Origin of the sequence: Nocardiopsis eucommiae, from assembly GCF_965344335.1 — a bacterium.
Taxonomy (GTDB): Bacteria; Actinomycetota; Actinomycetes; order Streptosporangiales; family Streptosporangiaceae; genus Nocardiopsis; species Nocardiopsis eucommiae.
Map to the genome: position 1 here is coordinate 75,188 of NZ_CBDRIY010000019.1, position 26,252 is coordinate 101,439.

Below are 26,252 nucleotides of genomic sequence, written 5' to 3' on the forward strand. Positions count from 1 at the left end.
CATCACCTCACCCCCGCATGCACACCGCCGCGCCGAGACCGGCGCAGCGCGTAGGAGACTCCGTCGACCAGCTCGGACACCGTTGCCGGGGGTGGTTGGATGTGGATGACGTTCCCAGTCCCACCGCGCTCCATGGCCTCCAGGAGACGCTCCACGCGTGCCTCCTGAGCAGCCGTGCGCACTGTCTCGGGCTTGCCGGTGCCGTTGTAGACCAACTGGAGGCCCGGCTTGAGCATGCCTCCCTGGTCGTACAGCATCGGTTCGTCAGCAGTGATCGACCCAGCGACCCGGTCACCCGCGACGGGCTTGAACCCGAACTGGTGCGGGAACGAACGCGTGCCGCGGGCTCCGGAGCCGACCTGAACACCACGGCCGCCGGATTCGACGTTGACGCCCATGAGCGTTCCGGCCATGTGGCCTCCGCCGCGACCGCCGTGCTGTACACCGACCGTGAACGGGCTCTTGAGGCCCTTCTGCCAACCGGCAGGCGGAGTCCCCGCGAAGCTGTGAGTCGTGTACCGGCGTCCAGGGCGCAGGCCTCGAATCACGTTCTCGATCGCCGCCATGAACCCCGAGCAGTCCCACGACGGGTTGCCCGCGCCACCCCACTGGTACGGCAGGCCATGCTGGGTGCGAGCCCACGACGCGGCCCTCTGGAGACGCTCCGAAGCCGACCCGAGGCCCACCCACGAGTCCGCGCCACCGCCAGCGGCAGACAGCGCGGAGTTGTACGACTCGACCAGGGACGTGATCTTGTCCTTGATCTTGTCGCCGCCGGTCTTCACGATCTGGTGCGGCACCCCAGGGAAACCCTTGGTGCCGATCTCAGCCGTGATGTCCCGCGCGGGCTTGAGGACCTTGTCGATCGCGGCCTTGTAGTTGCCCGTGATCAGGTCAACGCCCGCGCCGAACAGGCCCGAAGGCGACACGAAGTCCGCGAGGGCGTCCAGCATGCGCTTCCCTGAAGGGATGCGCGGCGCGTTCGGGAAACCCACCGCGCCACCACGGGCGTAGGTCGTGCCCCCTGCGAGGGCCTGGGCTCGGATCTGCTCCACCGCACCGTGCCCGCCCGCGGACCGCACCTCTCGTGCCGTCCACACATGCTCCCCGTGGGACAGCAGCGCGGGGATGGAGTCAGAAGTGCCGGTTCCCGGCCCGTACACCGAGCCGCCGGTCGCGAACGCCTTGACTTCCTTGAGCTTCGTCGCTCCGACAACCCCAGCGACCTTGTTCCACAAGGGCATGATGCCGCGGTTGTAGACCGTGTCGATGAGGAAATTGACGGGCTTCTTCGCGGAATCGCGGATGCCTTCCCAGGCTTTCCCGATCGCTTTCTTCCCAGCGTCGAAGGCGTCCCGCATCGCTTGGACGCCCTCTTTGACCTTGTCGAACGCTGGCTTGATGCCGTTGTTCCAGATCCGGTTGATGTGCCCGGAGATCCAGTCCCACACCGGCTTGATGACCTTGTCGCGGAACCACGTGAACGCGGCCCCCAGGGTCGAGCGCACGTAGAAGACCACGAGCGCGAAGATGGCTCGGGTTCGGGTCCACCATGCCCTGACGTGGCCGGCGATGAAGTTGAAGATCGCTTTGATGCGGTTCCATAGCCACGTGAAGCCGCTGGCGACCCATTTCGCGCCCGCGACGACCATGTCCCACGCGGGTTTGATGCCCTGGTTCCACAGCCACAGGGCGCCCGCAGCGATGAGGTCGATGGCGGGTTTGATGGCGCTCGCCCACAGCCACGCGAACCAGGTCGCGACGGTTTTGAGGCCGCCGATGATCCCATCCCAGGCCGGTTTCAGAGCGTTCTGCCACAGCCACAGCGCTCCGGCGGCGATGAAGTTGAATGCGGGCTTGATGGCCGCAGACCACAGCCACGTGACGATGGCGCCCATCGTCTTGAAAGCGATCACGAGCGGGGCGATCACGACCACGATGATGAGTGTCGCGACGTTCTTGAGGAGGCCCCAGATCCAATCGAAGGCGGGCTTGATGTAGTCGGTCCACAGGCCCATCGCGGCCTGACCGAGAGAGGTGAACGCATTCGAGATGCCATCGAGGACGCCACCAGCGGTGTTCTTGCTGGCGTTGAAAGCGCCGACGATGGCGTTCCACGCTGGCTTGATGGCGCTGTTCCACAGCCACATGACGGCGTCGCCAACCCAACGGACGCCGGCCATGATGCCGTCGAAGGCGGGCTTCAGGCCCTTGTCCCAGATCCACAGGGCAGCGGTCTTGATGGTCTTCCACACCGAGTCGACGACCTTGCGGAACCCTTCGAAGTTCCGGTACGCGTAGATGACGCCACCCACGAGGGCGGCGACCGCGGCGACGATCAGGCCGATCGGATTCGCAGAAAGAGCCGTGTTCAGCGCCCACTGAGCGGCAGCCCACGTCATCGTGGCGATCCGCGCGATGCCGCTGACGGTCGCGTAGATCGTGAGGCCGGCGACCATCGACCCGATCACCGCTCCGAGGAGCTCCACCGCGCCACGGTTCTCACGCATCCACGCGCCCATGGCAGAGAAAGCGGCACCGACACGGTCGATGGCTTGGCGGGCGATCTCCAGCGACACCGCGAGCCCGTACTTGACGGCGTCAACGAAGGGCGCGAGCGCGGGCATCGCTGAAGCGCCGAAGTCCTTGACGCCCTGGACCATGGTCTTGATGCCGTCGACGATCCCCGTGCCACTGAGCGCGTCGCGGAGACGCCCGAGGACACCGGGAAGGGCCGAGAACCCGGATTCGACGCTGGTGGCCAGTCCGAGCATGAGCGGCGCGGCTCGGTCGATGAGCGGGACAAGCTGCTCCGCGAACCCGTTGACCAGGGTGTTCTTGACGGTCGACCACGCGCCGGAGAAGGTTTTGCCGACGTTGTCCGCGCCTTCAAGAAGGGCCGGGAACCAGGTTCCGTAGTCACCGGACAGCGCGTCGAGGACGTCGGACAGGCCGATGGCACCAGCCGATGCCATCGCTTGGGCTTCGGGGATGGACACCCCGAGGACGTCAGCGAGCGAGTCATAGATCGGGATGCCTGCATCCGAGATCTGGTTGAGCTCGCCCATCATGAACTTGCCCGCGTTCACGCCTTTGGTGAGGCCAGCCATGGCGCGCTGGAGCCCCACGGTGCCGGATCCGGTGACCGTGGTGGCCTTCTCCAGGCGCTCCAGGACACCGACGGCTTCTTCGCCCTGCAAGCCCATGTAGGCCAGGGAGACGGCGCCTTCGCGCATCGCGGCCATGTCCAGCCCACGGAAGCGCTCGGCCATGCCGTCCATGAGGGCGGCGACCTCAGCAGCGCCACCACCGGCCGCCCCGTACAGGGCCTCGATCTGCGCCTGGGTGGTGGACGCCCCGGACGCCACCCGAGCGACCTCAGCGGCGAACGCGCCCAGGCCGAGGCCAGCGATGAGCGCACCGACCCTCGCGACCGCACCACCAAGGGTGTTGCGGATGGTCTCACCAGCGGATTCTGCTGCGTTCGAGAAGCTCGTGCGCAGGGACGTCGCGGCCGAAGTGGCCGCAGCTCCGACGGTGGACAGGGCACTGCCTGCGGTGCTGCCGATCGAGCTGAGGGTGCCACCCATCCGGTAGAAGATGGAGTTCGCGGCGGACGCGGACACACCGGTCCGCTGCATGCCAGCGGCGAGCAGGCCAGCACCGTCACGCCCCACCGTGAATGCTGTGTTCGCGGCGAGGCCGATGTTGTTGAGGGCTCCACCGAGGCCGGACGCCTGCGTGTACACGCCACGGAATCCCTGCCCCAGCTGGGACGTGCCCCGGTTCGCGTTGTTCAGGGCGGGGGCCAGGCGTCCCACGGTCGTGGCGACGCCGGAGAACGCCCGTCCGGCACCTGAGGTGACCGTCTCGATGGAACGCTGGAGGCGCCCCAGCCCCTTGGAAGCGCCCGCGGACACGGACGTGCCGATCTGCTCGCCCGCGCGCTGCGCCGGACGGGCCGATGCGCCGAGCTGCCTGTTCAGCTCACCCGCGAGGCCGCGAATGGACGGAACGATGGACAGGGTCGCGTACCCGACTGAAGCCAAGGGGGTTCACCCCCTCAGGTTCATTTGCGGAGCACGGAGCCCCTCATGCCGAGCCGGTCACGACGATCACGCGCCCGCTCGTGGGCAGCCTTGAGCTGCGCGTTCTTGACCTTCTCCGCGCGCTTAACACGCGGGTCCTGCGGGTGGGGCTTCTCGGTGTGGATGTGCACCAGGTCGTACAGCAGGTACTCGCCAACGGTGAGCTCGTCCCCGCCAAGCGCCGCGTTGCAGGCCGACTCCACGGGCAGGTGTCGGATGCGAGCAGCCAGCTGCCACATGGACAGCTGGCCGTCCCAGTAGTCGTAGATGCTGGAGTGGTAGTAGCGGGCCAGGTCGGCCTCCACCGCGTCCGCGTGGTCGCGGATCAGTCGGAGGAGGCGTCGGATTCCCCCGCCGACCCCATCCCGTACACCTTGGCGATCTTGTCCGCGATGTCTTCGAGGTCGGCCATGGTCGGCTTGGGGGTCATGGCCTTGACGGTGGCCCACTGCTGCATGCCGAGGAGGCTACGGACGGCGGTGACGACCTTGCCGTCCTCGAACGCTTCGATGACGTCGATGTCGAGGCTTCCGCCTTCCAGTTCGGGGAGGCGGAAGCGTTCACCTCGGAAGCTGATGACCTTGGGCTTGTCGGTCTTCGGGGTGGTCTTGCGGGTGGTGGTCTTCTTGGGAGCGGTCATGGCGCGGTTCCTTCGCTCGTGTGGTGGGTGACGGTGATTTCCAGGTAGCCGTCAGCGACAGCGACCGTGGTGCGGGACAGCAGTGTCCCGAAGGGTGGAGGGGTGGGCGCGCGATCAGTGAGGATCGCGTTGACAGCCTGAGCTCGTGACGAGGGTTCGAGCGGGTCGAGACCGAGTTGCTCGATCTTGTCTGCGATCTCGTCGCGGCTGGGGATCTGCACACGCACCTCCTCGCGGTTCAGGTGTGGGCCGGGCCGGGGCTGAACCGCGCGAACGACCCCGGCCCGGGGTCTGGGTCAGGAGCCGTTGGTGAGTGGGCCCTTGTAGACGGAGAAGAGCGTGCTCTTTCCGGTGTCGGGGTCTTCCTCGGTCGGGTAGATCGCCACGGTGATCGCGCGGGAGCTGATCTCGGTCTCGGACTCCTGGGCGTCGCCGCGCTCCTCGACCTGCGCGTAGTTCTTCGAGATGACGCGCTTGACCTGCGCGTCAGCGCCGGTCCCGGAACGGGTCACGAACGCGATCTTGAACCGAGCCTGGAGGTCGGGGACGTGCACATCCCCGGAGTAGGTGCCGTCGCCCGCGAAGGACACGTCGTGGCCCGCGTAGACGAGGTCGTACACGGTCTCGTTGTCCTCGAACGCCGTGAAACTCCTGGTCAGCTTGAAGTTCGACCGGGTCGTCGCGACGAGGATGCCGCCCCACGCGAAGTGGTCGGAGCTGTCGACGTCCATGGTCTCCGAGAAGCCGTCGTCTCCGTTGAGAAGGCCGACGTAGTCCCAGTCCGGGCCGAAGTCATCGCCATCAGAGGGGATTTCAGCGTCGAGGCCACCGATGAGCACATCGGCATACGCCCACACAGAGGCGTTATTCGGGTTGCCAGCCATCAGCTGACCTCCTGTTTCTCCTGAGTGAAAGATGGTTCGCGCGGTTCAGGAGAGCTAGATGGGGCGTCGCCGCACCGTGACGGTGAAGGACGCGATCGGCGAGCGGGTGTCGTCGTCGATCGACGCACGCACCCCCAGAGCAGGGGACGACGGGTACCTCAGCGCAGCAGCGCGAGCCACCCTGGCGAGCTCCTTCACCCGCGTGTAGGTGGAGGCCCACGCCACCACCCGCACCGTCGCTGTCTCCAGCAGCGCCCCGGCCTCCGACCAGGCGCGCAGCTCCGAGGATCCGTCCTCCCTCACGGACAGGTGCTCACCCGAAGGTGTCCACCCCTCCGGCAGGCCCACGCCGATGGTGGCCTGGCGGTACTGCTCTGGGAACTCCGAGCGGAGGGCGGTGAGGTAGTCGACCATGTCGCGTTCCAGGTCGGAGTACTCCGGGCCGATCACCCCTCCCCCACCTCCAGTCCGAGGGCAGCGGCAGCACGCGCCATGTGGCCGTGCTTGAGCTCGCGAGGGAGTGCGTCCACGGACATGACGGTGACCCGCCCGACCGGGCGAGCGTCCCGAATGCCCGACCCGGACGCGGCTGGTTCGACCAGCACCTCCACCGGGCGCCCCGAGACGCGCACGGCTGCCCCGACCTGCTCGGCCGCGAAGGTCACGGCGGTGCGCACCGGTTCGGAGCGCATGACCTCGCTGACTCCCCGGTGATCCAGGCGGACACGACCAAAACCGCTCATAGCGCCTCCGATCTGCGAAGAGCCATCTGCTGGCCAGGAGCCCACGTCGAGAACGGGCTGACCCATTGGCCGATCTCGCCCTCGATCGAGTACTCGATCCCGTTGACCTCGACACGGTCCACCGGGCGGATCGTTTCCTGGGAGGCGACGTACAGGATCAGGCCGGTGACGAGGCTGATGCGCCCGTAGGAGTAGTCCACGTCCGCGCTGACGTCGTTCGAGGCCATGCGCGGGGCTACTGCCGAAGACGGAAGAGCAACCCGCTCCCATGTGACAGGGATCGGGTCGCCGTACTGGTCACGGCCCCCGCCGACCCTGCGTAGCAGTACCACGGTGGCGTTATCCATGAGGTGACCCCCACGGGTCCGGCGGACGCGGCGTCCACGAACCCGCAGGCGTGGGGTCGATCGTGAACGCCGTCTGTCGCCTGCGGGGTTGGCCTTCGAGCATGGCGCGCTCGTCGTCGGTCAGCCACAAGTCGCCCGGCTTGTCTCCGGTGTAGGTGACGTTGAACGGGCCGACGCCCTCCTGTCGGACCCCGCGCGGGTTGCGCAGGACCCGGATGACCATGCGGCACACCACGAACACGACGGTGTCCATGGTGAGAGTGCCCTCGTCGAGACGGGACTCGATGTCGGGCACCTCGTAGCGGAGAACGGTCTCAGCGTCGTCGATCCACCGCTGGATCATGTCCTCGTCGGTGGGCGCTCCGGGGCCGACCCACCGGTCGATGACGTCCTGCGGGTCGGCCCACGACATCAGGAGCCCGAGCCGTTGGTGAGACGCACGAACCGGTCGCTGTGGCGCACCGCGAACCCGATCTCGGCCTCACACCTCAAGGCGAACATGTTGCGCTGCCACAGGTTGAGCGTGGTGTCGCCGTCAGTCAGGGTGGCCTGGTCCGACTCGGTCACGCTGATCCCAGCGACCACGCCGTACATGGCCGTCGACCAGTCACCAGCGAAACCGATGGTGTCGTCGTCGCGGCGGACGTGCTTGGACTTGTAGGCCGGGCGCCCCAGGAACGTGCCGATGGAGCGGCCTTCGGTCTGGAGGTTGTTGATGAACAGCGGCCGACCCATGCCGTCCTTGGCCTGGAGGGCGAGCGCCTCCCCGGAGCCGTTGAACACCCACGAAGACAGCTCACCGTCGGCGTCCGACACCACGGAGATCGCCTCGACCAAACCGTCGTACATGGTGGCGTCGTCGGTGTTGACGATGTCCACCGTCGGGGCGTCGGACAGGTTGTCGAACCCGGTACCCGGGCTGGGGCCGAACAGGACCGCCTCGTCGAACTTCCTCGCAATGGCGTTCGCCAGACGGGACCGCACCGCGCTGTACAGGGCCGGGATGTCACGCCGGAACTCCATGGAGAACGGCTCGATCACCGCGAGCTTGTACGGGGTCAGGGTCCGGTGGTCGAACGTCCCACGGCTGATGGGCTTCTCGTCGGTCTCCGCGACCCACTCAGCCTCCGGGTCCCCAGTGATCATCGGGATCGTCATCCCACTGGCGGGCAGGTTGATCTGCCGAGCCAGCTGCATGACGATGGACTGCTCCTGGGCATCGGCCCAGATCTCGGAGGACACCGCAGGCGGAAGGTACACACCGTCGGTCGTCCTGTTGATGTCGATACCCGCCATAGCGGCGACTCCTCAGGTTGGTCTACTTGCTGAACATGGCCGCGAACTGCTCCGCGGTAGAGCTGCCAGCGCTGGATCCTCGGCCCGCGGACGGGTCGACAAGGTTCTCCTTGCGCTCGGCTTCCTTCTTGTCGGCGAGCAGCTTCGCCAGCTCGCGCGCGTCGGCCTCCAGCTCCTCGCGAGAGGACCCCTGAAGGCGGTGAGCCGCCGTCGGGGGAATCCCCGTGGCAGCGGCAACCTCGTAGCGCAGCAGCTTGGCTACGGCGTCGTCGCGCTCGGCCTCGGCCTTCGTGAGGCGGCCGGTGACGCGTTCGACCTCGGATTTCTTGGCGTCTTCGAGCTCTTCGAGCTTCTTGGCCGCGCTCGCGTTGGCCTTCGCGCGCTTCTCCCACTCGCGGGACTTGGACTTCCAGTCGATGCCCTGCTCCTGGTCGTCGCGCTCGGGCGCTTCCTGGAACTGGACGCTGGTATCCGCGAGCGGGTCCGCTACGACGGCGGCCTCAGCGGTGCTGGTCTCGGTGCTGCTCTCAGACATGTGGATCTCCCGTGCGGGATAGCCCCTGCGGCCATGCGGCGAAGAGGCGGGATGGTCAGGTGGAGGTGCGAGGCCATGCGGCACACGCGAAACCCCGACTCCGTGCGGGTCGGGGAAGATCAGGTCTCAGCGAGAAGGCGACGCATCTGCTTGATGTCGCCGCCAGCGCGGTCGTAGAGGTCGAGGGCGCGTTGCACGTCAGCGTCGGGCTCCCACCCGGCGTACACCGGGGCCGCGAAGCACCGACAGTTGTCGTGGTAGCGGCTGCCTGCGGACTGGTTGCCTCGGATGCGGCCACGCTGCCCCGCGCCGACCGCGCTGGCGGCGGCCTGGGAGGAGTAGTCGTCGCGGGTGGCGAGCATCAGACAGAACGCGCACGCACCCGGACGCGCCACACGTCGATACCCGAGCGCGCGACGGTCTCGGGTGGCATTGCCCGCGATGGTGTCCCGGTCGGCGCCACGCACCAGCCGGTCCAGCGACGAAGCCAGACGAGCCAACGTCGCAGCCTCGTCCGGGGACGCTTGGAACAGGGGCCCGACGGCCCACCGGGTGGACGCCTGCACCTGCTCCACGGGCGCGGGCGCACCCGGGCGAGCCAAGTAGGAGCCGCCCGGGTTGTAGAACTCCCGGACGGCGTCGAAGTAGTCGCTGGCGCCCACCGACGCGACGTCCCCCCACCTGGCAGCAAGCCCGGGAACAAGTTCCACCAGGGCATCGACGAGCCGGTCGATGTCCGTGCGCGGTAGAGCCCGCCACAGCCGGGTGAGGTCAGCGACAGCGAGCTCCGCAGTGCGGTCCAGCAGTTGCAGGTGCTGCCTATTCAGCGTCGTCGACATCAGCAGCACCCCGCGCGGTCAGGGCCGACACCTGGCCATCCGGGCCCGGCTGGGACAGGAGGCCGTTGAGCATCTGCTCTGTGCGGATCTTGCGGGCCTCGGCCGAGAGTCGGTTGATGGTGGTGCGGTCGTAGCCGAGCAGTTCGTAGGTGACCTCGCTGTTCGCGGGCAGGACGCCAGCGGACACGAGTTTCATGACGGCGTCGGCCTGAGCGGCGCGGGTCGGTGTGGCGGCGTCGCGCCACCGGGCCACCAAGGAACGGGCCTCGGGCGGGACGGTGCCGTCGCGGACGAGCAGGGCCATGCGCATAACCTCGCACCACGCGGACCCGAAAATCCGCTGTCGGCGTTCGGCACGCTTCACGAGCCGCGCCTCGGATACGCGGATGGCGTCCGCCGAGCTGGGGTTGTCAGTGACGAACCCGAGGTAGGACGCGGGGATCGCGGCTTCACCAGCGACGAGGTTCGCCAGCCCGCGCACCTGCTCCAGATACGGGGCCGGAGACCCAGCCGAGAGCTGCTGCACCTGCGGAAGCTCACCGTCCTCGTCACGCGTCAGCGCGAGCACACGACCGAGGTACACCTCCCACGCCGTCTTCGCGGAACCATCCGAGTTGACGAACGCTTCCTCAGCGACACCCATCAGAGCCAACTGCGGAGACGAGTAGTACTCGCGGTGGATCTCCATGCCCAGCAGGGTCCGCACCGCAGAGTCGGTGTAGGACATGATCGCCCGCGAGATCTCCGAACGCCCCCACGGGCGGCCGACGCGCGGCCGGTTCACCAAGGGCACCACGAGCGGGCGCCCCAGGCCGTGCCGAGCCCTGTGCACCACCCGCAGCATGCCGCCACCAGCCGGGGCCTCCAGGAAGATCGTCTGGTCCGCGAGGTAGAGCGTCGCGGCGGTGTATCGACCTGCCTCTTTGTCCCACTGGACCGACGCGGCCGAGGACAGGCGGCGAGCGCGCGTGTCCCAGACCCCGGACATGCGCGTCGGGGGCTCCACGGTCACCAACACCGGAGGTTCGCCGTCAGCCTCTACGCCAGCCGACACGGTAACGAAGCTGATGCCGTGCATCAGCGTCGGCAGATGAGCCTGCCCGGACTCGGTCTCCAGATGGTTGTCAGACCACACCTGGTCGAGGCCGAGATCAGCGACATCACCATCCGGGAGAGAGAAGCTTTCGAGGTCGAGGCGCTCCTCCAGGACGTCCACGGCCATGCCCGGCCAGCCCACGACAGTCGCTACGTCCGCGAGCTTCGGCGGAATCGCGATCCCCAGCTGGCGGACCCGCTTCGACCCTTCGTAATACGCCTCGCGGCGCTCGTTGTACTCGCGGTGGGACTCGATCTGATCCACGATCGTGGTCAGCGTCGCCTGCTCAGAGTTGGTGAGCCCGGTCGCGGAAATCTGCGTCATCCCAGCACCACCGCCCTCGCGCTCTTGCCGTCCATGCGGCGCTTCCGGTACTTCGGGGACTCCAGCAGCACCCGACGGGCCAAGTCAGCGAGCATCGTCGCGGCGTAGCCATCGACCTTGCGCTTGGACTCACGGTGCTCCTTGCCGAAGCTGACCCCGTAGGCGTTCAGGCGGCGGCGCGCGTTCAGCACGTGGCGGCGCAGGGCGGGGTGGCCGGTCTGCTTGAGCTTGCCGTCGACGATCGCGGCGACAAGGCGCTCGTTGGCTTCGGTGAGCTCCTTGAGGCCACCACGCATGTCCCTACCGACCGCCGACCGGGCGGACGCTTTGATCTTGAGCTTGCGACGGAAGTCCTGCGACCACTGGTCGACGTAGGACTCCCACAAGGCGACGTCCGCGAAGAACGCACGCACCTTGTACACCTCGAACGCGTGCCGGACCATGCCGTCGACGGCTTCCCGGTCGACTTCCCAGTCCTGACCGGCCGGGCCGTCCGGGGCCTCCCAGATACCGAGGGGCTGCACCAGGCGGTCGTTGATACGGATCGCGACCAGCGCTGTCGCGTCATCGCGACGCCCACCGTCGAAGCCAAGCACGATGTCGTCACCGGGCTCCAAACGGTCAGCGGTCGCGCACGCGTCCCACTCGTGCACCGCGACGAGAGCATCGTCCGGCGCCGTGAGCTGGTTGAGGAACATGCGGCGGGACTGCCACGGCGGGTACGTGCCCTGGTAGATCGTCGAGATGATCCAGTCGATGTCCAACCACGTCGCGTCCCCGCGCGCCGCCAGAATCCCCTCACGGAGGGACGCTTCGTCTCCGAGGTCGACCGTCGCCGGAGCCTCGATGGAGTCGTAGTACATGCCCGCGTCGACGAGCTCGCCCGCCTGGACCTTCGCCCACGCATCCCACGTCTGCTCCGCGACGGAGTCCTCGCCGGGCAGTGGGGCGTTGGTGATCTGCATGCTCCTGGCGCCACCACCGCGGGACTTGCCGATGTTGCCCGCGATCGTCATCGCCATGTCATGGCCGGAGTTGTTCGCCAGCCAGTGCTGGGTTTCGTTCATGACGACGAACGTGGCGCGGCCGCCCTCAAGAGCACGCGGCGACGAAGTAACCGCTTCGAGGACGCCGCCGGCGCGGCTGTAGATGATCTCCTTGCCCGGGTCGATCCCGAACTCCTCGATCATCCGCGCCGACATCAGACCCGGCATCAGGCGCATCGTGTTCCGGGTTTGAGTCAAGGACACCGCAGCGATCTGCACCCACGGCGACTTGTGCGGGACCGCGATCGGCTCGCCATCTGCGTCCCACCCGCCGAACCGGCACGGTCCGACGAACTCCACGAGGGAGAGCACAGCCAAGAAGGGGTCCTTGCCCCAGCCCTTCAGGCGGCGCACCGTCCCCGACCGTCGCTTGAAGGCGCCGCGGTCGTCGATCTCGAACCAGCGGAGCACGATCCTGACCTGCTCAGGGGTGAACGTGAACGGATCGCCGGCGTCCGGCCCATCGGGCTGGAGAACGTAGTCCGTCACCCATTCGAGAACCGACCACCCGAGAGTTCGGTTATCCGGCGGGACCGTGTCTGGCCACGAGCGAATGGGACCCATGCCCACCCCCTCAGCCGCTCTTCGCGGCCTTCCGGTAAGCGCTCATCTTGGCGACCTTCGCCGCGGCGGCAGGGTCTTCTTCGGCCTGCTGCTCCAGTTCCACGCGTGCCCGCCGTCGAGCGCCTTCGGTGGTGAGGAGTTCGGTTGCGCCACTGGACCAGGACTGGATCATCTGCGCGGAGGGGCGCCCGGACTCCAGCGTCTGCGAGAGCAGGTGCGCCCACACGCGGGCGGTAGCCCAGTCGGAGGGTTCGTAGAACTGGGACTGCCCGGACTGCGCGAGGGACTCGAACCACTCCCGAGCGATGGGATGCCACTCCTCATCAGCCTCAGGAGCGGCGCTGACGCGAGCACCCCCCGCAGCCTTAGTTGCCTCGCCGTTCTCTTTGTTTCGGCGTCTGCGTTGATCTGAGCGCTTCGGGATCGGACCCGGCATCCCATTCACCCCCTTTCGCGGACCTCAGAACCCGTACAGGATTTGAGCTGCTATGCCGACCGAGGAGCTTTCCCCCCGGGGGGAGGGGCATCCCCCCACCCCCCGTGACTCTGCGCGATCAGTACGGGGGTATATCTGACTCTTTGTGTGCACCGGGGTGTGGTTCGGCCGGACGGTACCTGCGCGCCCGGTGGGCTGCCCTGGCCTGGACTCCCTCTTGGGTGGTCTTGGCCCGGTGGCACCCGACGCACAGGAGCCTGAGGTTGGTGAGGTTGTGGTCGTCCCCTGCGGTGATGTGGTCCACGTCGCGCCCGATGTTCGCGCATCGTTGAAGTTCGTCGTCGATGTTTTCGCAGCGGGCGAAGTCTTGTCCTCGTGAGGCGCGAGCGATGATCTTCTTGCGTCGCTGCTGCCAGTCACGAGGAAGCCTTGACTTGCGATCGCTGTTCGTCCACGCGCTGCTGTAGCGACGAACCACGATGATCAGCTCCTCATCCGCATGAGCGCACGCACGTCGTGATGCTGACCATGAGCGTGTCCTTGTGGGCACGTGAGCCGTGAGCGCCCGCCCCATGGCGGGGAGCATGCTCACCTGTCGCTGTGCATGTGCTCGACACGTGGCTCGTGGGTGGTGGGTGCGTGCACCCCTGCATGCGTGTGCCCTTGTGGGCCTAGGGGCGGGCTAGCCCGGGGGCAGGCGGTGTAGGGCGGGGGACGCATAGAGCCTGCGGGGCGGGCCACGCCACTGGGTGAGGTGGGTGCACCCCGGGGTGGCTAGGGGGCGCCCTGCTCAATAAGGAGGGACGCCATCCCGAGCCATGAGTCAGCGAGGTTCGTGTAGGCCTTCATCTTCGCGAGGTCCATCTCCATCTCAGCTGCTCGCAGGAGGCGGGCGGCGTTGGCTATGGCGTCGTCTGTGGACATCAGTCTCCTTAGGCAACCGGCGCCCGTGTACGAGCGTCTTAGGTGAGCAACCGCGCGAACCCCCGGAAGGACTCCCCATGCCTCGTCTGACAGCAAACGGCGCCATCGTCTCCGACAACGGCGAGTGGTGGCACGGCGGCGTGAAGTGGAAGCCACTCGTGGAGAACCCCACCGCCAGGCCGGGGCTGAAGGAGTCCGCGGCCGTGACCCAGATGGCTACAGCCGCAACCGCGATCGCCGGGCGCAAGCTCGTCAAGATGGTCGCGGAGCACGGTTCGCTGGAGGCCGCCGAGCTCGCCATGGGTGAGATCGAGGCTGCGGGAGCGAAGCAGAAGATCGTCACGTACAAGAACGCCGCTGAGTTCGAGGCTGAGGCCCCGAAGATGCTGGCGAAGGGGTGGCGCGTCCAGGGGTCGAACAACGAGAACAACCATACGACGGTGGGCCGGGTAGGCGCGGGCGTCGTGGTCGGCGGCGTCCTGACGGGCGGATTCGGAGCGCTGATCGGTGGCGCCCTGGGGGCTGCTTCGAAGAAGAAGGGCTCCGTGCAGGTCATCTGGGAGCGCGACTGATGCCCTCTGAGAAGACGTTGATTGTCTGCGCCTCAGGGGCTCTCGTTGTCACTTTGGCGCTTCTGGTGTTGGTTCTGGTCCGTCCCTTGGGAGGGGGCGATGTCCAGGAGGACGAGGAGGCGTCCTCTTCGGGGCGTGCGCGTCTGCCTGCTTCTCAGGTGAATCCGTATCCGGCGCCGTCAGATCCGGAGCCTGCGGTCGAGCCGACGTACATGCAGTCGCTCTGCGAGGGGCGGGACTTCTTGGAGTACGACGACTGCAAGGAGTGGTGACGGCGTCCCGGCCGCTGCTACGCCACCCCAGACGGAGCGGCCGGGACGAGGTTGTCCAGTCTCGGGCTGTGCGCCGAAGCGTGTGGGTGTGTTCCCGGCTGGACGGTCTAAGGGGTGGGGCGCGCGATCTTCAGCGCTTCGGAGAGCGGCACGTCCACCCACTCGGGATTAAGCGTCACCTGGCCATCGGCGTACCAGTCGATCTCAATGCCGTCGACGTACTCCGCGCGAATCGGATTGTGGCTCGTCTCGATGTCCACGAGATTGATCTGGTGGTGCTTGCGCAGCTCGGGAAGCAGGTGCTTGCGGACAAGTGCCGCCAGGGGGAAGTCCAGGCCTTCGCTTTCGAGGCCGTGCTCTTCGAGGTAGTCCATCCACTCGTCGGGTGTCGCGCCGTCTCCGAACCCCCACTTGGAGAGCAGCCCCGACGAGAAGAGGGTGATGGTGTCAGTCACGGTCGCCTCCGGGGTGCGCACGCAGCCGGACGGTCTATCAGGGAGTCTCGAACTCGTCTGCCAAGGCGCCTTCAGGCACGCAAAGAGCCCGGGGCGGCATGCGCTCCGGGCTCAGTTGCTTATGGGTAATTCAAGACCTTATAGGAGAATAGCGGAACCGATTGGTTGTGCGCAACTGATTAGGCGCGCGGCTGGTAAACGGGGGTCTGGCGGGTGGGGCACGGACCCAAGCGGGAGTCGAACATGCCGTGGCCCTTACGGCACGGGATGAGCGCGGTCAGGATCAGTGCGAGCCGGATCATCGCGGGTCCGCCTCTCCCTGCCACGTGATGCCCGGGTGGTCGAGGTCGTTCACTTCCCGCTCCAGGTCGTACAGGGTGTTCTTGACCGGCACGCGCACCTCACCGATCAGCGCCCTGCCCGGGTCGAGCACGGCGAGGGTCGTCACCCACGAGTACGCGACCGCAGGGATCCCCCTGTCCTGGAGGCGGTCGAGGACCCACAGTCCGACGGGGCTGGCGTCCACGCTGTCGGCGTGCCCGATGATGCCCCTAGCCGCGATAAGTCCGGCGAGCTGGGTGGTGGTGAGCCAGAACGCTTCACCGATGATCTCGTCGAGGGCCTGGTTGACGTGGCCTGTCCCGGCGCGTGCGGGTGGGGCGGGGGCGATAGTGTCGAGCATGGTTCCTTCTTCCTTTGAGGGTTGGGGTTCCATCGGGCCCGCCGGAGCTTCCACCTCCTGGCGGGCCTTCTTCATTCGGCCGCGTAGTGCCACTGGTACGCGCTGCTCTCCTCGGCGCTGACCACCTCCTCATGCCGGTCGCAGAACAGTCCCTGTGAGGGCTCTCCGCAGTTGCTGTCCCCGACCTCGTACACGCAGGTGTCTTCGGCGTCGAACAGCTCGGGCGGCATGTAGTACGTGTGGTAGCGGTCCCAGGTCGTGAGGTTCATCGGGTTCTCCTATGCGGCGAGGGCGAGCAGGTTCTGGCGGGCGACCTTGAAGGCTTCCTTGCGGGGCTTGTAGGCGTCGAGCAGGGCGAGGACCTGGCCCCGGGTGTAACGGGTGCAGTCGCGGCGGATGCCGTTCTTCTTCACGAACCCCTTCACTCCCCCGGTCGCCTTCTTGCGCAGGGTCGCCGCCATCCCGGTAGCGGTGGCCTCGTCGACGCCCATGTTCCGCAGGTGCGCCGCGATGGTGTGGCGCTCAGCCCGGTGCGCGGCACGAGCGGCGTTGCGGGTCGCGGTGTCGGCCTGGCGCTGGAGGCGGCGCATGTGGCGCTTGATCCGGGCTTCGGTGACGGTGGGGCGCATCGGGGGTCCTCCTAGAACCTTGCCTTGCTGACATTGACAAGGTTAGGCAGAGTCAAGCAACCTTGTCAACACCAAGTTGCGAAGTTGCCTACGAAAGGAAGCCACATGACACCGATAGACTTTGTCCACACCAAACGGACAACGAGACGAGCCATGGCAGACCCCAACGCCGAGTACTGGACCATCCCCGACATAGCGGAACACTGGGGGATCAGCCCACAGACCATCCGCTCCTACCGGTCGAGGGGGCGCGGCGAACTTCCCCCCGAGGACGCGAAGTTCGGGCGCACCCCCGCCTGGAAGCCGAGAACGATCCTGGAGTTCCAGCGCCCCGGCAAGGGCGCCCGGACCGATTTGGGGGGCAAATGACTGACGCCGACGCGGTGCTTTGGGCCGCGGTCGTTGGCGGACTCGCAGCCATCGTCGGGGGCCTACTGGGAAGCATCATCACTGCTTGCGTGGAGAGCCGACGGCAGGAACGAGAGGAGCAGTACCGGATTTCTGCCGAGCGGAGAAACGCCTATGCCCATCTCGCCAATGAGTTCCAGGCTCTTGTCGCATTCGACAGGTCTCCGGCTTCGGGCAAAGTTGCCCTGCCAGATATGGCACCGATGGAGTCTTCCTGCTCCCGCGTGATGACCATCGGTTCCCCCGGTGCGAGCGAAGCAGCCGAGGAAGCCAGAACTGCTGTTCGCATGTACAGGATGGCCTTGGCCAAGGCGGGACACTTCAGGCGCATGGAGCTCGGCGTAGAAGCGTCAGCCCTCGCCGCAGTAAGAAAATTCGAGCTGGCATGCAGAAGCGAAGCAAAGGCTCCGTAGATTCAGCCCCCGCCCGAGTGGCGGGGGTTCCTCATGCGACCTGCGTCTTCCGGGCGGTCATGTCGAGGACGTCCCCCAGGCGGACGAGGAGCTTCGGCTTGACCGCGACCGGCGTCAGCCTGCCTTCCGCGACGGCTTTCCGGATCCCCCGGTCGGTGATCCCCCTGCCGAGCGCGCGCGCTGCCATCGCGGCTTCCGCCACGGTCAGCTGGCGTCCGGGCGCTGCGTCCTTGGCGGCCTGGACGGACGCTTCACGCCGTTCTGCGATGTCCTCGACGACTCCCCCGCAGTCGGCGGTGCGGCACCTCGCGCTTTCCCGGTCGGCCATCCCGTAGACGGGCATCTCGCAGGTGGGGCACGTCCCCGCGAACACGCGCTCCACGGGCCGGTCGATCGCACGCCGGGTCCGTCGGACAGCTTCCCGGAGTTCGTCCACCGCTTCGTCGCCCCACTCGCTGGTGCGGATGATGGCGGTCTGCCCGTGCAGGTAGCGGGCCATGGCGGGGATGGTGTCGGCTGGGGTGGTGCCGCCGTGGGTGTCGAGGATGATCCGGCACCAGGTGGCGAGGGTGGAGTGCAGGTCAGCGCGGACGTCGGACGCGTCCAAGTTGAGCGGGAGCGGTGCCTCAGTGGGCCGTCCACCGCCACCCGAGGGGGCGAACACGGACTGGCGCGCGATGGCGATGTCGAGGTCGACGTCCAGGCCGTGAAGCGGCCCCGATGCCCAGAGGGCGCGCATGTCGGCGGCTAGAGCGCCGACGCAAGGCGGGCAGACGGTGCCCGAGTCCATCTCGCTGGAGCAGAGGCGGCACAGCAGGTGAAGCAAGGTCATGAGCACTCCCCCGGTAGGCGTATGGTGCTGCCAGTGGGAGCGAAGCTTCTACGGGGGTTGCGTGGGGCTCGCCATCGGGGGATGCGAGCCCCACACTCATGTCTGGGGTCTGTAGGTCACGTGACCTCCTTGGTTGTGTGGATTATGCCCGGGGCCGGCGACTAGTCACGACGTGCGCGCCTGCTTGATCATGTCGGCGGCGTCCATCATCCCGAGGGCGCGTTCGTCGTCGTCCGCGAGGCGGGCGGATTCACGGATGGCGCGCTCCAGACGGTGCAGGTAAGCGTGCAGTGCGGGCATAACAGCGTCGGCGTCGTGTCCAGCCGCCCGTCGAGCTACACGTTCAGAGGCCTCGGAGGGATCGGCAGGCACGGTGTACAGCGCATCAACGATGGCGTCTCGCAGGTTCACTGGTCCTCCTGATAGGGGCTGTGCCCGCATTCCTCGCAGATGGCCCACTCTCCGACTCGGATCGGGCCGATGGACGCAACCGCGTAGATGCTGGACCGGGACAGGGTGGTCTTGAGGCAGCGCGGGCACCAGTCGGGTCGAGGTGCGCCGACGCTCATGTACGCCTCTTCGAGGTTGGGTTGCACGGGCCCGCCTGGCGAGAGCATCACGGGGATGTCGTCTCCGACCTCGCGCGGACGAATGTGCCCGCCGGACGGGGCGGCGGTTGGGCTTCGGATGCTGAGTAGGGCTAGCGCGGCGCGGACGAGGTCCTTCACGTGTCCTCCAAGGGGTTGGTGGGGCGGGAGCGGGCCGCCCCGGGCAGTCGTCGGTCAGAACGGCGGGGCGTCGTCACCGAAGCCCGGTCGTCCTCCCTGCCCCCACGGGTCGCCAGCGGGCGCGGAACCCTGCGGCTGGCCGAAGCTGCCGTTCGCCGCGTACCCCTGCTGCTGGCCGCCGCCGAAGCCGCCGCCACCCTGGCGCTGCGTCTTCGTCACCTTGGCGGTGGCGCTGCGCAGGGCCGGGCCGACCTCTTCGACGTCGATCTCGAACACAGTCCGCTTCTCACCCTCCTTTGTCTCGAACGACCGCTGCTTCAACCGGCCCTGCACGATCACGCGCATCCCCCGTGTCAGGGACTCGGCCGCGTTCTCCGCGTACTGACGCCAGACGGTGCAGGAGAGGAACATGGACTCTCCGTCCTTCCACTCCCCCGACGCGCGGTCGAAGGTGCGGGGCGTCGAGGCCACACGGAAGTTGGCGACTGCGGCTCCGCTCGGGGTGAACCTGAGCTCAGGGTCGTCGACGAGGTTGCCAACGAGGCAAATCTGGGTTTCTCCAGCCATGGTGGGGCTCCTTACAGGTCAGCGCGGATGTCGGAGATGAGCTGAGCAAGAGCAGGGCCGCTGACGCCAACATCAGCGGCAGCACTCCAGATGTGCTCTTCCAGGTCGTCGGGGGCAGGGACGTCCTCCTCGAACTGCCGGAGCGCAGTGGTGATGGCCTTGGCCATGCGATCGGCTTGGTCGTCGGTCAGGGTGATCTCGGCACCGTGCATGCGAGTAGCCCATGCGACCTTGCCGCTGATGTCCTCGGTGTCCATCAGTTCTCCTCGGGTTCGATAGGGCCGACGGTCCACTTGTCGCGGCGGCGACCGGGCCGGGTGGCGCGGCTATGACGGCACCTACCGTCGGGGCCGTACTCCTGGTCGGCTGGCTTGAGTCCGCAGGTGGGGCAGGTCCTGCGCTCTTCCCTGCGGGGCGGGTCCTGGTCAGACATCGGTCGACTCCTTCTTGAGTTCAGCGATCTCGGTGAGCAGCCGGTCGTTCTCCTGGCGCAGCCGCCGGTTGTTGGCGCGTAGCTGGTCGTTGGTGCGTCCGGCGTCTTCCAGGTATCCCTCGACGCGACGCCGCGCCTTGACCGCGATGGCGAGCTCTGCGTGCAGAGCGTCGATCTGCCGGTCGGTGTCGGTCATGTCCCCTCCTGGGGCTGTAGTGAGCGTCAGACGCTCATGGTTCTTGAGTGTGGGTGACGCCACCGACAAACCGTGAACGGGCGGCAGCGTCACCCTGAGAGCCGCTTAGGCCACTTCCCCGTCGAACAACGCCTCCTGAGACGCGAGCGGCCGGTTGGACCACAGCACCTCCGTGCGCGACGACGGGCCCGTTCCCTGCGTGGTGTGGGCGTGGATCTCGTACCGGTGCCACCCCGCGTACAGGTCTGCGTAGAGCGGGGAGTCGTAACCGCTGATGACAACAGACGCGCGAGCCGCGGTGAGCGCGGCCGCCAACTCCCGGTGGTCCTGTTCACCCTGCTGCTCCAGCCCGTAGTTCTTCGCACGAGCCCCGAAGTACGGCGGATCCACGTACAAGAGCACGCCGGGGTGCTTGCCGTAGGAGGCGATGATGTCCAGGGCGGGGCGGGCTTCCAGGCTCACGTCGTGCAGGCGTTCGACCACGGGGGCGATGCGGTCGACGTAGGTGGACAGGTACCGCGGCATGCCCATGCCGGAACCTTTGGGGTTGACGTACTGACGCCACCCGACCTTGCGGGTCGTGCCGGTGCGGGACTGGGTGAGCAGGACCCACAGGCGTCGGGCGTCCTCCAACTCGTCGGCCGCGGGTTCGTGCGCGGCCGCGAGTTCGGCGCGGGCGTGCGGGGTGAGAGCGCAGGCGCGGGCGAGCTCGTCGCCGCGGTCACGCAGCACCCGCCAGAACGACATCAACCTGCCGTCCAAGTCGTTGACGGTCTCCATCTTCGCCCGCGGCTTCGCGAGCAGGACAGCCAGCGACCCGGCGTAGGGCTCGACGTAGTGGTCGTGCGCCGGGAGCACGCGGACGATGTCGGAGGCGATCGACAGCTTGCTGCCGTAGTAGGCGATCGGGGGTTTCATGGGGCTCCTCAAAGTCGTATGAGACGATTGGGGGCGCGCCCCGCCTGGTACGAACAGGCGGGGCGCACTCATGCGCCGTCCGGGTCGATCAACAGCAGCCCGAGCGCTTCCGGGCACTCCGGCCCGAGCTCCAGCGCGATCGGGTGTCCGCCCTCACCGACACAGCACACGAACACCGTGCCGTCCGGCTCACGGATGACCTCGCGGTCCCAACGAGCAATCTCCGGGGACATCACGCCACCCCCAGCTCGGTCGCGAACGCGACCAGCAGCGCGGCCCGATGCTCGGCAGGGAGTCCACGCAGCACGTGCTTAACCCCCGCACGGTCCCCGTCAGCGACCGCGGCTCGCAGCGCCGTGCCGAAGCACCGCACCGACTCCGCAAGGAACCGCTGCTCCCCCAACGCCTTGACCGCCGCCTGGTCCTGGACCATGTGCCGAGCCGCCTGACGACGGGCCGGGTCCGCGGTCTCACCCATGTGGCCGTCCCACAGGTCCCGGTACGCGGAGGCGACCTTCGGGCGCCGACTGCGGAGGCTGGCGCGGTCGCGGACAGCGGCGATGTGCGCCCGCTCCTCCGTGGTCGCACGTCCGGCGATTCGCCCGTAGGAGCCGGTGGGGTCCGCGAGTGCCGCGTCGAGGCAGGCATCCACGATCGGGCAGTGCTTGCACACGGCCAGAGCTTTCCGTCGTCCTGTCACGGTCGTAGTGCGGAACATGGACGAGTCGAGGCCGTGGCACGCGGCGCGTTCGTCGTCGATCATGCCGCCACCTGCCCGTGGGCGCTGCGGGACAGCGCTTCTTCGTAGATGGCGACCAGGGCTTCCCGGCGCGGCGACCGGTTCGGGAGCCCCTGCCACATGGCGGGCGGGATGTAGCCCGTCCACTGCGACGGAAACCGGTAGTTCAGCGGGTGCTCCATGAGCCTGTCCGCGAGGTCCTGGTGCGCGAACACGATCCGCTGCCTGTCCTTGTTGGTGGTCACGTCGATCTCCACACCCCGCTTCGACGCGTGCATGGCCAGCTGCTGCATGACCTTGACGTCCTGCGGGATGCCGGGCTCCCCCCGGCCACGGAACATCACGCCGCACGACCCTGGCGGCGGCGGTCGTCACCCTTGATCGCAACCCGCTGAGCCATCTCCATCAGCCGAGACGCAACTCGCTCACCCACCCGCTCGCCCAAGTCCTTCGGGGCCGCGTTCGACGTGAAGATCGTCGGGAGCTGGTGCTCATACCGGTGGTTCACCAGCCGGTAGGTGACCTCTTCGGTCCACTCGGTGACCTTCGCGGCACCAAGGTCGTCGATGAACGCCAGCGGCGCGGACGCATAGGACTCGAACACCGCCTCAGAGTCGACACCGGGCCGGGGTCGCATCTTCGCGAACACGTCCGTGATCGACGCCGCCACCGGGCCACACCCGATACCGACGATCGACAGTCGCCGGAGCGCCCCGTAGGCCTGGTGGGTCTTTCCGACCCCCGTCGCGCCGAGGAGCAGCAGCGACGGGCCGCCCTTCAGGTACGGCACCCGGGAGAACTGGTTGGGCTTCGCCAACCCCACGAGGGCATCCACCCACGCGAGGACGCGCTCGTCAGTGGCGTCGGCACGCTGGTACAGGGGCGGGATGAGGTCGTTGGTCATGGACAGGATCGACGCGGTGTCACGGATCGCGGTGAAGCTGTCGCCGCCCTTGTCGTCGAGGGCGTTGAAGTCCGGGATCGCAGGGGTGATGTGGGGGAACGCGGCCCGCGCTCGGGTGATGAGGTCGAGGTTGTCAGCCATCAGAGAAGGTCCTCGTCGTAGACGTCTTGGTTGGTCGGGTTCTGGTAAGGCTGGTAGCCGTCGCCTGAGGCACGCTGAAGCTGGTTGCCGTACTCGTCGAGCCAGCACTCCTTGTTCAGCCACGTCGCCGGGTACTTGACGAAGCCGCGGGCGACGTTGGGGTCGTAAGCGATGTAGCGATCCCGGCCATCGAGTAGCTCTTGCGCCGTGGCCTTCTTACGAGCCTTCTTGTAGGCGTTTCGGGCGGCGCCTGGCTCCTTCTTCAGCGGGTAGCTGCTGTACCACTCGGTGAACTCGGCCTCGGAGGCATCTGGATCAGCCATCCGAGCGGAGCGAGGGGATGTAGTTTCCTTTCCTTTCCCTGTTCCCTGTTCCTTTCCTTTCCGGTCGTGAGCCTTCAGTGAGGACTCACTGAGCTCTCCGTGAGTGCCATCTGAGGTGGTGTTTTCGCTGGTGAACATGGGGAGAACGACCGCCCCGGGGTAAGGCTGGACATCCTCGGGCTCCTCATTCACCGATTCGGGCATTTCAGGCGCGATGTGAGGCGTGAATGAGCCCTCATCCGCCCCCTCGCGAAGCTCGCATGAGCCCTCAGTGAGCCCTCCGTGAGCACTCACTGAGCTATCAGTGAGCCCTTTTGGGGTCCGCTCCCCCTTCTCCGGCGCCGGGAACTTCGACGGCGTCGGACGATTGATCCGCTGGTGCTCCTGCCACCCAGAGACCGCGATGAACTTCTTGCCGTCGACCGCGTACCGCAGGACGAGACCGGCGTCGCTGATCTCCCACAGGTCGACGTCAACGTCCTTCGCGGTGCGGTCGTCGAGCGGCCATACCGCGGCCTTGACGAGGCGGGCGTCGTCAACGCACCGCCCCTCGTCGTCGACGTGGGTCCACAGCCCGATGAAGGTCAGCCGGGCCTCCTTGGTGAGGTCAGCGATGGTGAGGCTGGTGAAGAAGTCAGGCTTGATGGTGCGGATGCGCGGCATCTGATGCGCCCCCCGGTGGTCGGCTCGTTCGAATGGGTTAGCGGGAAAGGAGTTCGCGCCAGCGGTACTCGGTGGTCGGCGCTTCTGCTGGCGTCCAGGTGCCGAGCAGCCACCCAACGGCGGCCTCGATCACCTCGCGGCAGTCAGCGGGGAGGGGGAAGATCGCGTCCATGCCGGACCTGTCCTGAGCCCATGCAAGGCACTTCTGTCCGTCCGGGGAGGACGCCAGAAAGTCGGTCAGGGCTTCCAGGTCGCGCTGCTTGGTGGACATGAGCTCTTTGGCGAGCTGGTGCGCGCGGACGGTGATCTCGTGGGCGTGGGCGCGGGCCATCTCCGGCTCGGACCGGGCCTTCGACGTGAACTGCTCGACCTCGGAGGGGATGAAGGAGGCCAGGTAGACGTTCGCGTCGTTCAGGTCTTCGAGGCCTTGCGCATGCATGCGGCCGGGAACGGCAGGAAGGTGGTCAGCGACCGTGGAGTCCTCAACCCATCCGAGCCCTTCGGATGCCTCCACGATCTCGATGTAGCTGTATCCCCGCTCGATGGCCGCGTCGACCTGCTTGCGAAGGTCCTCGAAAAACTCGCGCGACACCTCTCGGTCCCCGGACGCGGCGATGGCCGCTCCCATGTGGACGCGGTCCTCGTAGGTGCATTCGTCCTCGTCAACGTCGCGGACGCGCTTGTTGCGGATGTTGTGCTGGGGGCTTTCGACGCGGATGGCGCGCTTCTCGGCGGCGAGCACGCTGTCGCGGTCGTCGTACCAGTCGAGAGAGATACCGCGGATGTCGGTCCACCAGTGCTTTTCTTTGGCGTGCTCGGTGAACCGTCGGCTGGGGTCGTTGGTGATGCCGGTGTAGAGGAGCTGTCCGCTGTCGTTGTAGAAGCGGTAGAGGGCCAGCTTGCTCACTCGATCTCCTTCGGGGGTCTCGGTCTGGTCGGTGTTGGCGCCCGCCCGCGCCTTGCACGCGGTGTCCGGCTGGATCCGGCGGGCTGCGGCAGGGTCACGGCCGCGAGGTTCAGGCCTTGGCGCTCAGCTCGCCGTGCAGGCGGCTGATCTCCTCGCCTCGGCGCATGGACAGGGCCTGAACCTCGGCGTGCTTGGCCATGAGGTGGTCGACCATGGCGAGCAGTGCCTCGCGGTCGTCGGGGCCGTACATCACGGAGTCGGGGCCGAAGCTGGTGGCGCGTTCACGAATGGCTTCGAGGTTGGCGGTCATGGCGCTCTGGGTGCTCATGCTGTGCGTCCTTCGAGGTCGGTCAGGTCGTGGGCTTCGCGGGTGTGGCCCTCGAGGCCGCAGTGGTCGCAGTGCACGGGGGCTCCTTGGTCGGTACGGTGGTCGCGGGCCCCGGGTGCTTTCTCCATCCGGGGCCCGCCTGTGTGTCAGGGCCTGGCGCGGTCGTCGAGTGCGGTGAGGGTGTCGCGGACGGCGGGGCCGGTGCGGCGGCGTCCGTTCTGCCACTCCCAGTGGGTGTGCATGGGGTCCTCGTCGGGGTGCCAGTGGATGACGGTCACGCGGTCTTCGAGTTCGAGGACCTTCAGCTCCCACTTCTCCCCCGCCCCTTGGAGGGCTTCGACGAGGCGGCGGGCGTGGGTGGGGATGGGGTAGTCGGGGGCGGGCATGTCGCCCGGGACGGCGTCCTTCACCCGGGGTGGCATGGTGAGCCCGCCTGCCCACTGACGGCCTCCGGGTTCTCGGGTGAGCGTGTAGATGGCCACGAGTCCTCCTTGCCAGAAGTGAAACTTTGTTTCGCAACACTGATGACACTAGGCGGGCAGTGCGAGACTGTCAACTCTGTTTCGCATCTTTGTTTCGCTCACGAGTTGTGCAACTATGTAAGGCATGGCTGAGAAGGAGATCCCACACCTGCGCGCACTACGCGACGACTTCGACCGCGCCCGCGAAGCCCTCATGAAGGGCATCCGCGACGAGCTCAACGAGCGCGACGGCAAGGGCCTGAACGTCATCGCGCGGTCCGTCGACTGGACGCCGCAGTACATCGGCAAGATCCGCGACGGCAAGGTCACCGAGTAGGTCAACCTGCGTGAATCAGCCCGCCTGCGTGCGGGCTTTTCGGCGTGCGTCATGGCCACTGGCCGTCCGTGGGCGCGTGCCTCACTAGGTCCGCCGCGTGATCCTGGCCTTCGCCGTCGAGCATCACCGCGAGCTCACGGGCGAACTGCGTGCGGACCTTCTGGTCGTGGGCACTTTCGGGGTCGGTCTGGTCGGTGGTGGCGGGAGCCGTGAACACGTCGTAGTCGTGGGTCATCGCCGGACCCCCTGCCACACCCGCACGGCGTGCCCGTGCGTCCTGGGGTCGGTGGAGGCCACGTAGCCGACCGGTCGGATCAGCCCGCGCTCGGCCGCCCTGCGGAACCGGCCACCGATCGCGTTCGGTCGGATGCCCTCGGGGAGCTCTTTGCGGATGGTGTTCGCGGAGAACTCCTCCCCCGTGGCCGCGTACCGGGCGATGAGCTGGTCGAGCTGGGTGATGGCGTCCGGGCTGGAGGCGGCGGTCGCGCGGGCCATGCCGTCGACGGCGAGCGCGTCCGCGAGGGTCATCTGGGTGGTCATGTCCCCTCCTGGGGGTTGGGCCCGCCGCGCACACGCACGGCG

Annotated in this window: 41 protein-coding genes; 5 read left to right on the forward strand and 36 right to left on the reverse strand. The window is 67.4% G+C overall.

Features of this window, described 5'->3' with window-relative positions; all coding sequences use genetic code 11:
• Positions 1-2: 2 nt before the first annotated feature.
• From ACRWK8_RS14360 to ACRWK8_RS14435, 16 genes are all read right to left on the reverse strand, one after another.
• Entirely contained in the window at positions 3-4,049 is a 4,047-nt protein-coding gene (locus ACRWK8_RS14360) for a tape measure protein (RefSeq protein WP_431870799.1), read from the reverse strand.
• Positions 4,050-4,069: 20 nt separating this feature from the next.
• Positions 4,070-4,393 (reverse strand): hypothetical protein, encoded by a 324-nt coding sequence (locus ACRWK8_RS14365; protein ID WP_378746782.1) that lies wholly within the window; start codon positions 4,391-4,393, stop codon positions 4,070-4,072.
• Positions 4,394-4,413: 20 nt separating this feature from the next.
• The gene (locus ACRWK8_RS14370) at positions 4,414-4,728 is read right to left on the reverse strand and encodes a hypothetical protein (RefSeq protein ID WP_431870801.1); all 315 of its coding nucleotides are present in this window, start codon (positions 4,726-4,728) and stop codon (positions 4,414-4,416) included.
• The gene (locus tag ACRWK8_RS14375) at positions 4,725-4,949 is read right to left on the reverse strand and encodes a hypothetical protein (protein WP_431870803.1); all 225 of its coding nucleotides are present in this window, start codon (positions 4,947-4,949) and stop codon (positions 4,725-4,727) included. The genes ACRWK8_RS14370 and ACRWK8_RS14375 overlap by 4 nt, the downstream gene beginning before the upstream one ends.
• Before the next feature lie 75 nt (positions 4,950-5,024).
• Positions 5,025-5,612 carry a hypothetical protein gene (locus tag ACRWK8_RS14380; RefSeq protein WP_431870805.1) on the reverse strand — a complete coding sequence of 196 codons (588 nt, stop codon included), beginning with the start codon at positions 5,610-5,612 and terminating at the stop codon, positions 5,025-5,027.
• 54 nt (positions 5,613-5,666) lie between these two features.
• On the reverse strand, positions 5,667-6,062 hold the full coding sequence (locus ACRWK8_RS14385) for a hypothetical protein (RefSeq protein WP_431870807.1): 396 nt from the start codon (positions 6,060-6,062) through the stop codon (positions 5,667-5,669).
• Positions 6,059-6,355 (reverse strand): hypothetical protein, encoded by a 297-nt coding sequence (locus ACRWK8_RS14390; RefSeq protein ID WP_431870809.1) that lies wholly within the window; start codon positions 6,353-6,355, stop codon positions 6,059-6,061. Before ACRWK8_RS14390 ends, ACRWK8_RS14385 begins: the two co-directional genes overlap by 4 nt.
• Positions 6,352-6,582 carry a hypothetical protein gene (locus ACRWK8_RS14395; protein ID WP_431870811.1) on the reverse strand — a complete coding sequence of 77 codons (231 nt, stop codon included), beginning with the start codon at positions 6,580-6,582 and terminating at the stop codon, positions 6,352-6,354. The genes ACRWK8_RS14390 and ACRWK8_RS14395 overlap by 4 nt, the downstream gene beginning before the upstream one ends.
• A 112-nt stretch (positions 6,583-6,694) precedes the next feature.
• Positions 6,695-7,114, reverse strand: coding sequence for a hypothetical protein (locus tag ACRWK8_RS14400; RefSeq protein WP_431870813.1), 420 nt, complete (start codon positions 7,112-7,114; stop codon positions 6,695-6,697).
• Positions 7,114-7,998 carry a phage major capsid protein gene (locus ACRWK8_RS14405; protein ID WP_431870815.1) on the reverse strand — a complete coding sequence of 295 codons (885 nt, stop codon included), beginning with the start codon at positions 7,996-7,998 and terminating at the stop codon, positions 7,114-7,116. The genes ACRWK8_RS14400 and ACRWK8_RS14405 overlap by 1 nt, the downstream gene beginning before the upstream one ends.
• Positions 7,999-8,020: 22 nt before the next feature.
• Positions 8,021-8,533, reverse strand: coding sequence for a hypothetical protein (locus tag ACRWK8_RS14410; RefSeq protein ID WP_431870817.1), 513 nt, complete (start codon positions 8,531-8,533; stop codon positions 8,021-8,023).
• 119 nt (positions 8,534-8,652) lie between these two features.
• Positions 8,653-9,372: a VG15 protein gene (locus ACRWK8_RS14415; RefSeq protein WP_431870819.1), complete on the reverse strand. Its 720-nt coding sequence runs from the start codon at positions 9,370-9,372 to the stop codon at positions 8,653-8,655.
• On the reverse strand, positions 9,353-10,792 hold the full coding sequence (locus tag ACRWK8_RS14420; protein WP_431870821.1) for a phage portal protein: 1,440 nt from the start codon (positions 10,790-10,792) through the stop codon (positions 9,353-9,355). Before ACRWK8_RS14420 ends, ACRWK8_RS14415 begins: the two co-directional genes overlap by 20 nt.
• On the reverse strand, positions 10,789-12,327 hold the full coding sequence (locus tag ACRWK8_RS14425) for a terminase (protein ID WP_431870823.1): 1,539 nt from the start codon (positions 12,325-12,327) through the stop codon (positions 10,789-10,791). The genes ACRWK8_RS14420 and ACRWK8_RS14425 overlap by 4 nt, the downstream gene beginning before the upstream one ends.
• A gap of 85 nt (positions 12,328-12,412) precedes the next feature.
• Complete coding sequence (locus ACRWK8_RS14430) at positions 12,413-12,838, reverse strand: phage terminase small subunit (protein WP_431870825.1); 426 nt, start codon at positions 12,836-12,838, stop codon at positions 12,413-12,415.
• Between the two features lie 774 nt (positions 12,839-13,612).
• On the reverse strand, positions 13,613-13,762 hold the full coding sequence (locus ACRWK8_RS14435; protein WP_431870827.1) for a hypothetical protein: 150 nt from the start codon (positions 13,760-13,762) through the stop codon (positions 13,613-13,615).
• A gap of 77 nt (positions 13,763-13,839) precedes the next feature.
• On the opposite strand from ACRWK8_RS14435, the gene ACRWK8_RS14440 reads away from it, so the two are divergent.
• Positions 13,840-14,334, forward strand: a complete 495-nt coding sequence (locus ACRWK8_RS14440) for a hypothetical protein (RefSeq protein WP_378746709.1) — start codon at positions 13,840-13,842, stop codon at positions 14,332-14,334.
• A complete protein-coding gene (locus ACRWK8_RS14445) occupies positions 14,334-14,606 on the forward strand; it encodes a hypothetical protein (RefSeq protein WP_431870829.1) in 273 nt (90 codons plus the stop codon). The genes ACRWK8_RS14440 and ACRWK8_RS14445 overlap by 1 nt, the downstream gene beginning before the upstream one ends.
• A gap of 107 nt (positions 14,607-14,713) precedes the next feature.
• On the opposite strand, the gene ACRWK8_RS14450 is transcribed toward ACRWK8_RS14445, so the two are convergent.
• The 4 genes from ACRWK8_RS14450 to ACRWK8_RS14465 form a co-directional block, all read right to left on the reverse strand.
• Positions 14,714-15,061: a hypothetical protein gene (locus tag ACRWK8_RS14450; RefSeq protein ID WP_431870831.1), complete on the reverse strand. Its 348-nt coding sequence runs from the start codon at positions 15,059-15,061 to the stop codon at positions 14,714-14,716.
• A gap of 298 nt (positions 15,062-15,359) precedes the next feature.
• Positions 15,360-15,743 (reverse strand): hypothetical protein, encoded by a 384-nt coding sequence (locus ACRWK8_RS14455; RefSeq protein ID WP_431870833.1) that lies wholly within the window; start codon positions 15,741-15,743, stop codon positions 15,360-15,362.
• Positions 15,744-15,814: 71 nt separating this feature from the next.
• Positions 15,815-16,012, reverse strand: coding sequence for a hypothetical protein (locus ACRWK8_RS14460; RefSeq protein ID WP_431870835.1), 198 nt, complete (start codon positions 16,010-16,012; stop codon positions 15,815-15,817).
• Between the two features lie 9 nt (positions 16,013-16,021).
• Positions 16,022-16,372: a hypothetical protein gene (locus ACRWK8_RS14465; RefSeq protein ID WP_431870837.1), complete on the reverse strand. Its 351-nt coding sequence runs from the start codon at positions 16,370-16,372 to the stop codon at positions 16,022-16,024.
• A gap of 153 nt (positions 16,373-16,525) precedes the next feature.
• Here ACRWK8_RS14465 and ACRWK8_RS14470 point away from each other — a divergent pair, with 153 nt between their 5' ends.
• Positions 16,526-16,741: a helix-turn-helix transcriptional regulator gene (locus tag ACRWK8_RS14470; RefSeq protein ID WP_431870839.1), complete on the forward strand. Its 216-nt coding sequence runs from the start codon at positions 16,526-16,528 to the stop codon at positions 16,739-16,741.
• Positions 16,738-17,193, forward strand: a complete 456-nt coding sequence (locus ACRWK8_RS14475; RefSeq protein WP_431870841.1) for a hypothetical protein — start codon at positions 16,738-16,740, stop codon at positions 17,191-17,193. The genes ACRWK8_RS14470 and ACRWK8_RS14475 overlap by 4 nt, the downstream gene beginning before the upstream one ends.
• A gap of 31 nt (positions 17,194-17,224) precedes the next feature.
• On the opposite strand, the gene ACRWK8_RS14480 is transcribed toward ACRWK8_RS14475, so the two are convergent.
• From ACRWK8_RS14480 to ACRWK8_RS14545, 14 genes are all read right to left on the reverse strand, one after another.
• Positions 17,225-18,025 (reverse strand): hypothetical protein, encoded by an 801-nt coding sequence (locus ACRWK8_RS14480; RefSeq protein ID WP_431870843.1) that lies wholly within the window; start codon positions 18,023-18,025, stop codon positions 17,225-17,227.
• A 165-nt stretch (positions 18,026-18,190) separates the two neighbouring features.
• A complete protein-coding gene (locus ACRWK8_RS14485; protein WP_431870845.1) occupies positions 18,191-18,436 on the reverse strand; it encodes a hypothetical protein in 246 nt (81 codons plus the stop codon).
• A gap of 371 nt (positions 18,437-18,807) precedes the next feature.
• Positions 18,808-19,320 carry a single-stranded DNA-binding protein gene (locus tag ACRWK8_RS14490; RefSeq protein ID WP_431870847.1) on the reverse strand — a complete coding sequence of 171 codons (513 nt, stop codon included), beginning with the start codon at positions 19,318-19,320 and terminating at the stop codon, positions 18,808-18,810.
• A gap of 11 nt (positions 19,321-19,331) precedes the next feature.
• The gene (locus ACRWK8_RS14495) at positions 19,332-19,577 is read right to left on the reverse strand and encodes a hypothetical protein (protein WP_431870849.1); all 246 of its coding nucleotides are present in this window, start codon (positions 19,575-19,577) and stop codon (positions 19,332-19,334) included.
• 168 nt (positions 19,578-19,745) lie between these two features.
• Positions 19,746-19,949, reverse strand: coding sequence for a hypothetical protein (locus tag ACRWK8_RS14500; protein WP_431870851.1), 204 nt, complete (start codon positions 19,947-19,949; stop codon positions 19,746-19,748).
• 105 nt (positions 19,950-20,054) lie between these two features.
• Complete coding sequence (locus tag ACRWK8_RS14505; protein WP_431870853.1) at positions 20,055-20,867, reverse strand: DNA adenine methylase; 813 nt, start codon at positions 20,865-20,867, stop codon at positions 20,055-20,057.
• Positions 20,868-20,935: 68 nt separating this feature from the next.
• A complete protein-coding gene (locus ACRWK8_RS14510; RefSeq protein WP_431870855.1) occupies positions 20,936-21,100 on the reverse strand; it encodes a hypothetical protein in 165 nt (54 codons plus the stop codon).
• The gene (locus tag ACRWK8_RS14515; RefSeq protein ID WP_431870857.1) at positions 21,100-21,630 is read right to left on the reverse strand and encodes a WhiB family transcriptional regulator; all 531 of its coding nucleotides are present in this window, start codon (positions 21,628-21,630) and stop codon (positions 21,100-21,102) included. Before ACRWK8_RS14515 ends, ACRWK8_RS14510 begins: the two co-directional genes overlap by 1 nt.
• On the reverse strand, positions 21,627-21,947 hold the full coding sequence (locus ACRWK8_RS14520) for a hypothetical protein (RefSeq protein ID WP_431870912.1): 321 nt from the start codon (positions 21,945-21,947) through the stop codon (positions 21,627-21,629). The genes ACRWK8_RS14515 and ACRWK8_RS14520 overlap by 4 nt, the downstream gene beginning before the upstream one ends.
• Positions 21,947-22,651: an ATP-binding protein gene (locus ACRWK8_RS14525; RefSeq protein WP_431870859.1), complete on the reverse strand. Its 705-nt coding sequence runs from the start codon at positions 22,649-22,651 to the stop codon at positions 21,947-21,949. The genes ACRWK8_RS14520 and ACRWK8_RS14525 overlap by 1 nt, the downstream gene beginning before the upstream one ends.
• Complete coding sequence (locus ACRWK8_RS14530; protein ID WP_431870860.1) at positions 22,651-23,637, reverse strand: LvrA C-terminal domain-related protein; 987 nt, start codon at positions 23,635-23,637, stop codon at positions 22,651-22,653. Before ACRWK8_RS14530 ends, ACRWK8_RS14525 begins: the two co-directional genes overlap by 1 nt.
• Before the next feature lie 37 nt (positions 23,638-23,674).
• Positions 23,675-24,544, reverse strand: a complete 870-nt coding sequence (locus ACRWK8_RS14535) for a GIY-YIG nuclease family protein (RefSeq protein WP_431870862.1) — start codon at positions 24,542-24,544, stop codon at positions 23,675-23,677.
• A 109-nt stretch (positions 24,545-24,653) separates the two neighbouring features.
• Complete coding sequence (locus ACRWK8_RS14540) at positions 24,654-24,872, reverse strand: hypothetical protein (protein ID WP_431870864.1); 219 nt, start codon at positions 24,870-24,872, stop codon at positions 24,654-24,656.
• 146 nt (positions 24,873-25,018) lie between these two features.
• On the reverse strand, positions 25,019-25,354 hold the full coding sequence (locus tag ACRWK8_RS14545) for a hypothetical protein (protein WP_431870866.1): 336 nt from the start codon (positions 25,352-25,354) through the stop codon (positions 25,019-25,021).
• Positions 25,355-25,478: 124 nt separating this feature from the next.
• Between ACRWK8_RS14545 and ACRWK8_RS14550 the strand changes: the two genes are divergently transcribed.
• The gene (locus ACRWK8_RS14550) at positions 25,479-25,670 is read left to right on the forward strand and encodes a hypothetical protein (protein ID WP_431870868.1); all 192 of its coding nucleotides are present in this window, start codon (positions 25,479-25,481) and stop codon (positions 25,668-25,670) included.
• A 49-nt stretch (positions 25,671-25,719) separates the two neighbouring features.
• On the opposite strand, the gene ACRWK8_RS14555 is transcribed toward ACRWK8_RS14550, so the two are convergent.
• Both ACRWK8_RS14555 and ACRWK8_RS14560 read right to left on the reverse strand, forming a co-directional pair.
• On the reverse strand, positions 25,720-25,905 hold the full coding sequence (locus tag ACRWK8_RS14555) for a hypothetical protein (protein ID WP_431870870.1): 186 nt from the start codon (positions 25,903-25,905) through the stop codon (positions 25,720-25,722).
• A complete protein-coding gene (locus ACRWK8_RS14560; RefSeq protein ID WP_431870872.1) occupies positions 25,902-26,210 on the reverse strand; it encodes a hypothetical protein in 309 nt (102 codons plus the stop codon). The genes ACRWK8_RS14555 and ACRWK8_RS14560 overlap by 4 nt, the downstream gene beginning before the upstream one ends.
• Between the last annotated feature and the right edge of the window lie 42 nt (positions 26,211-26,252).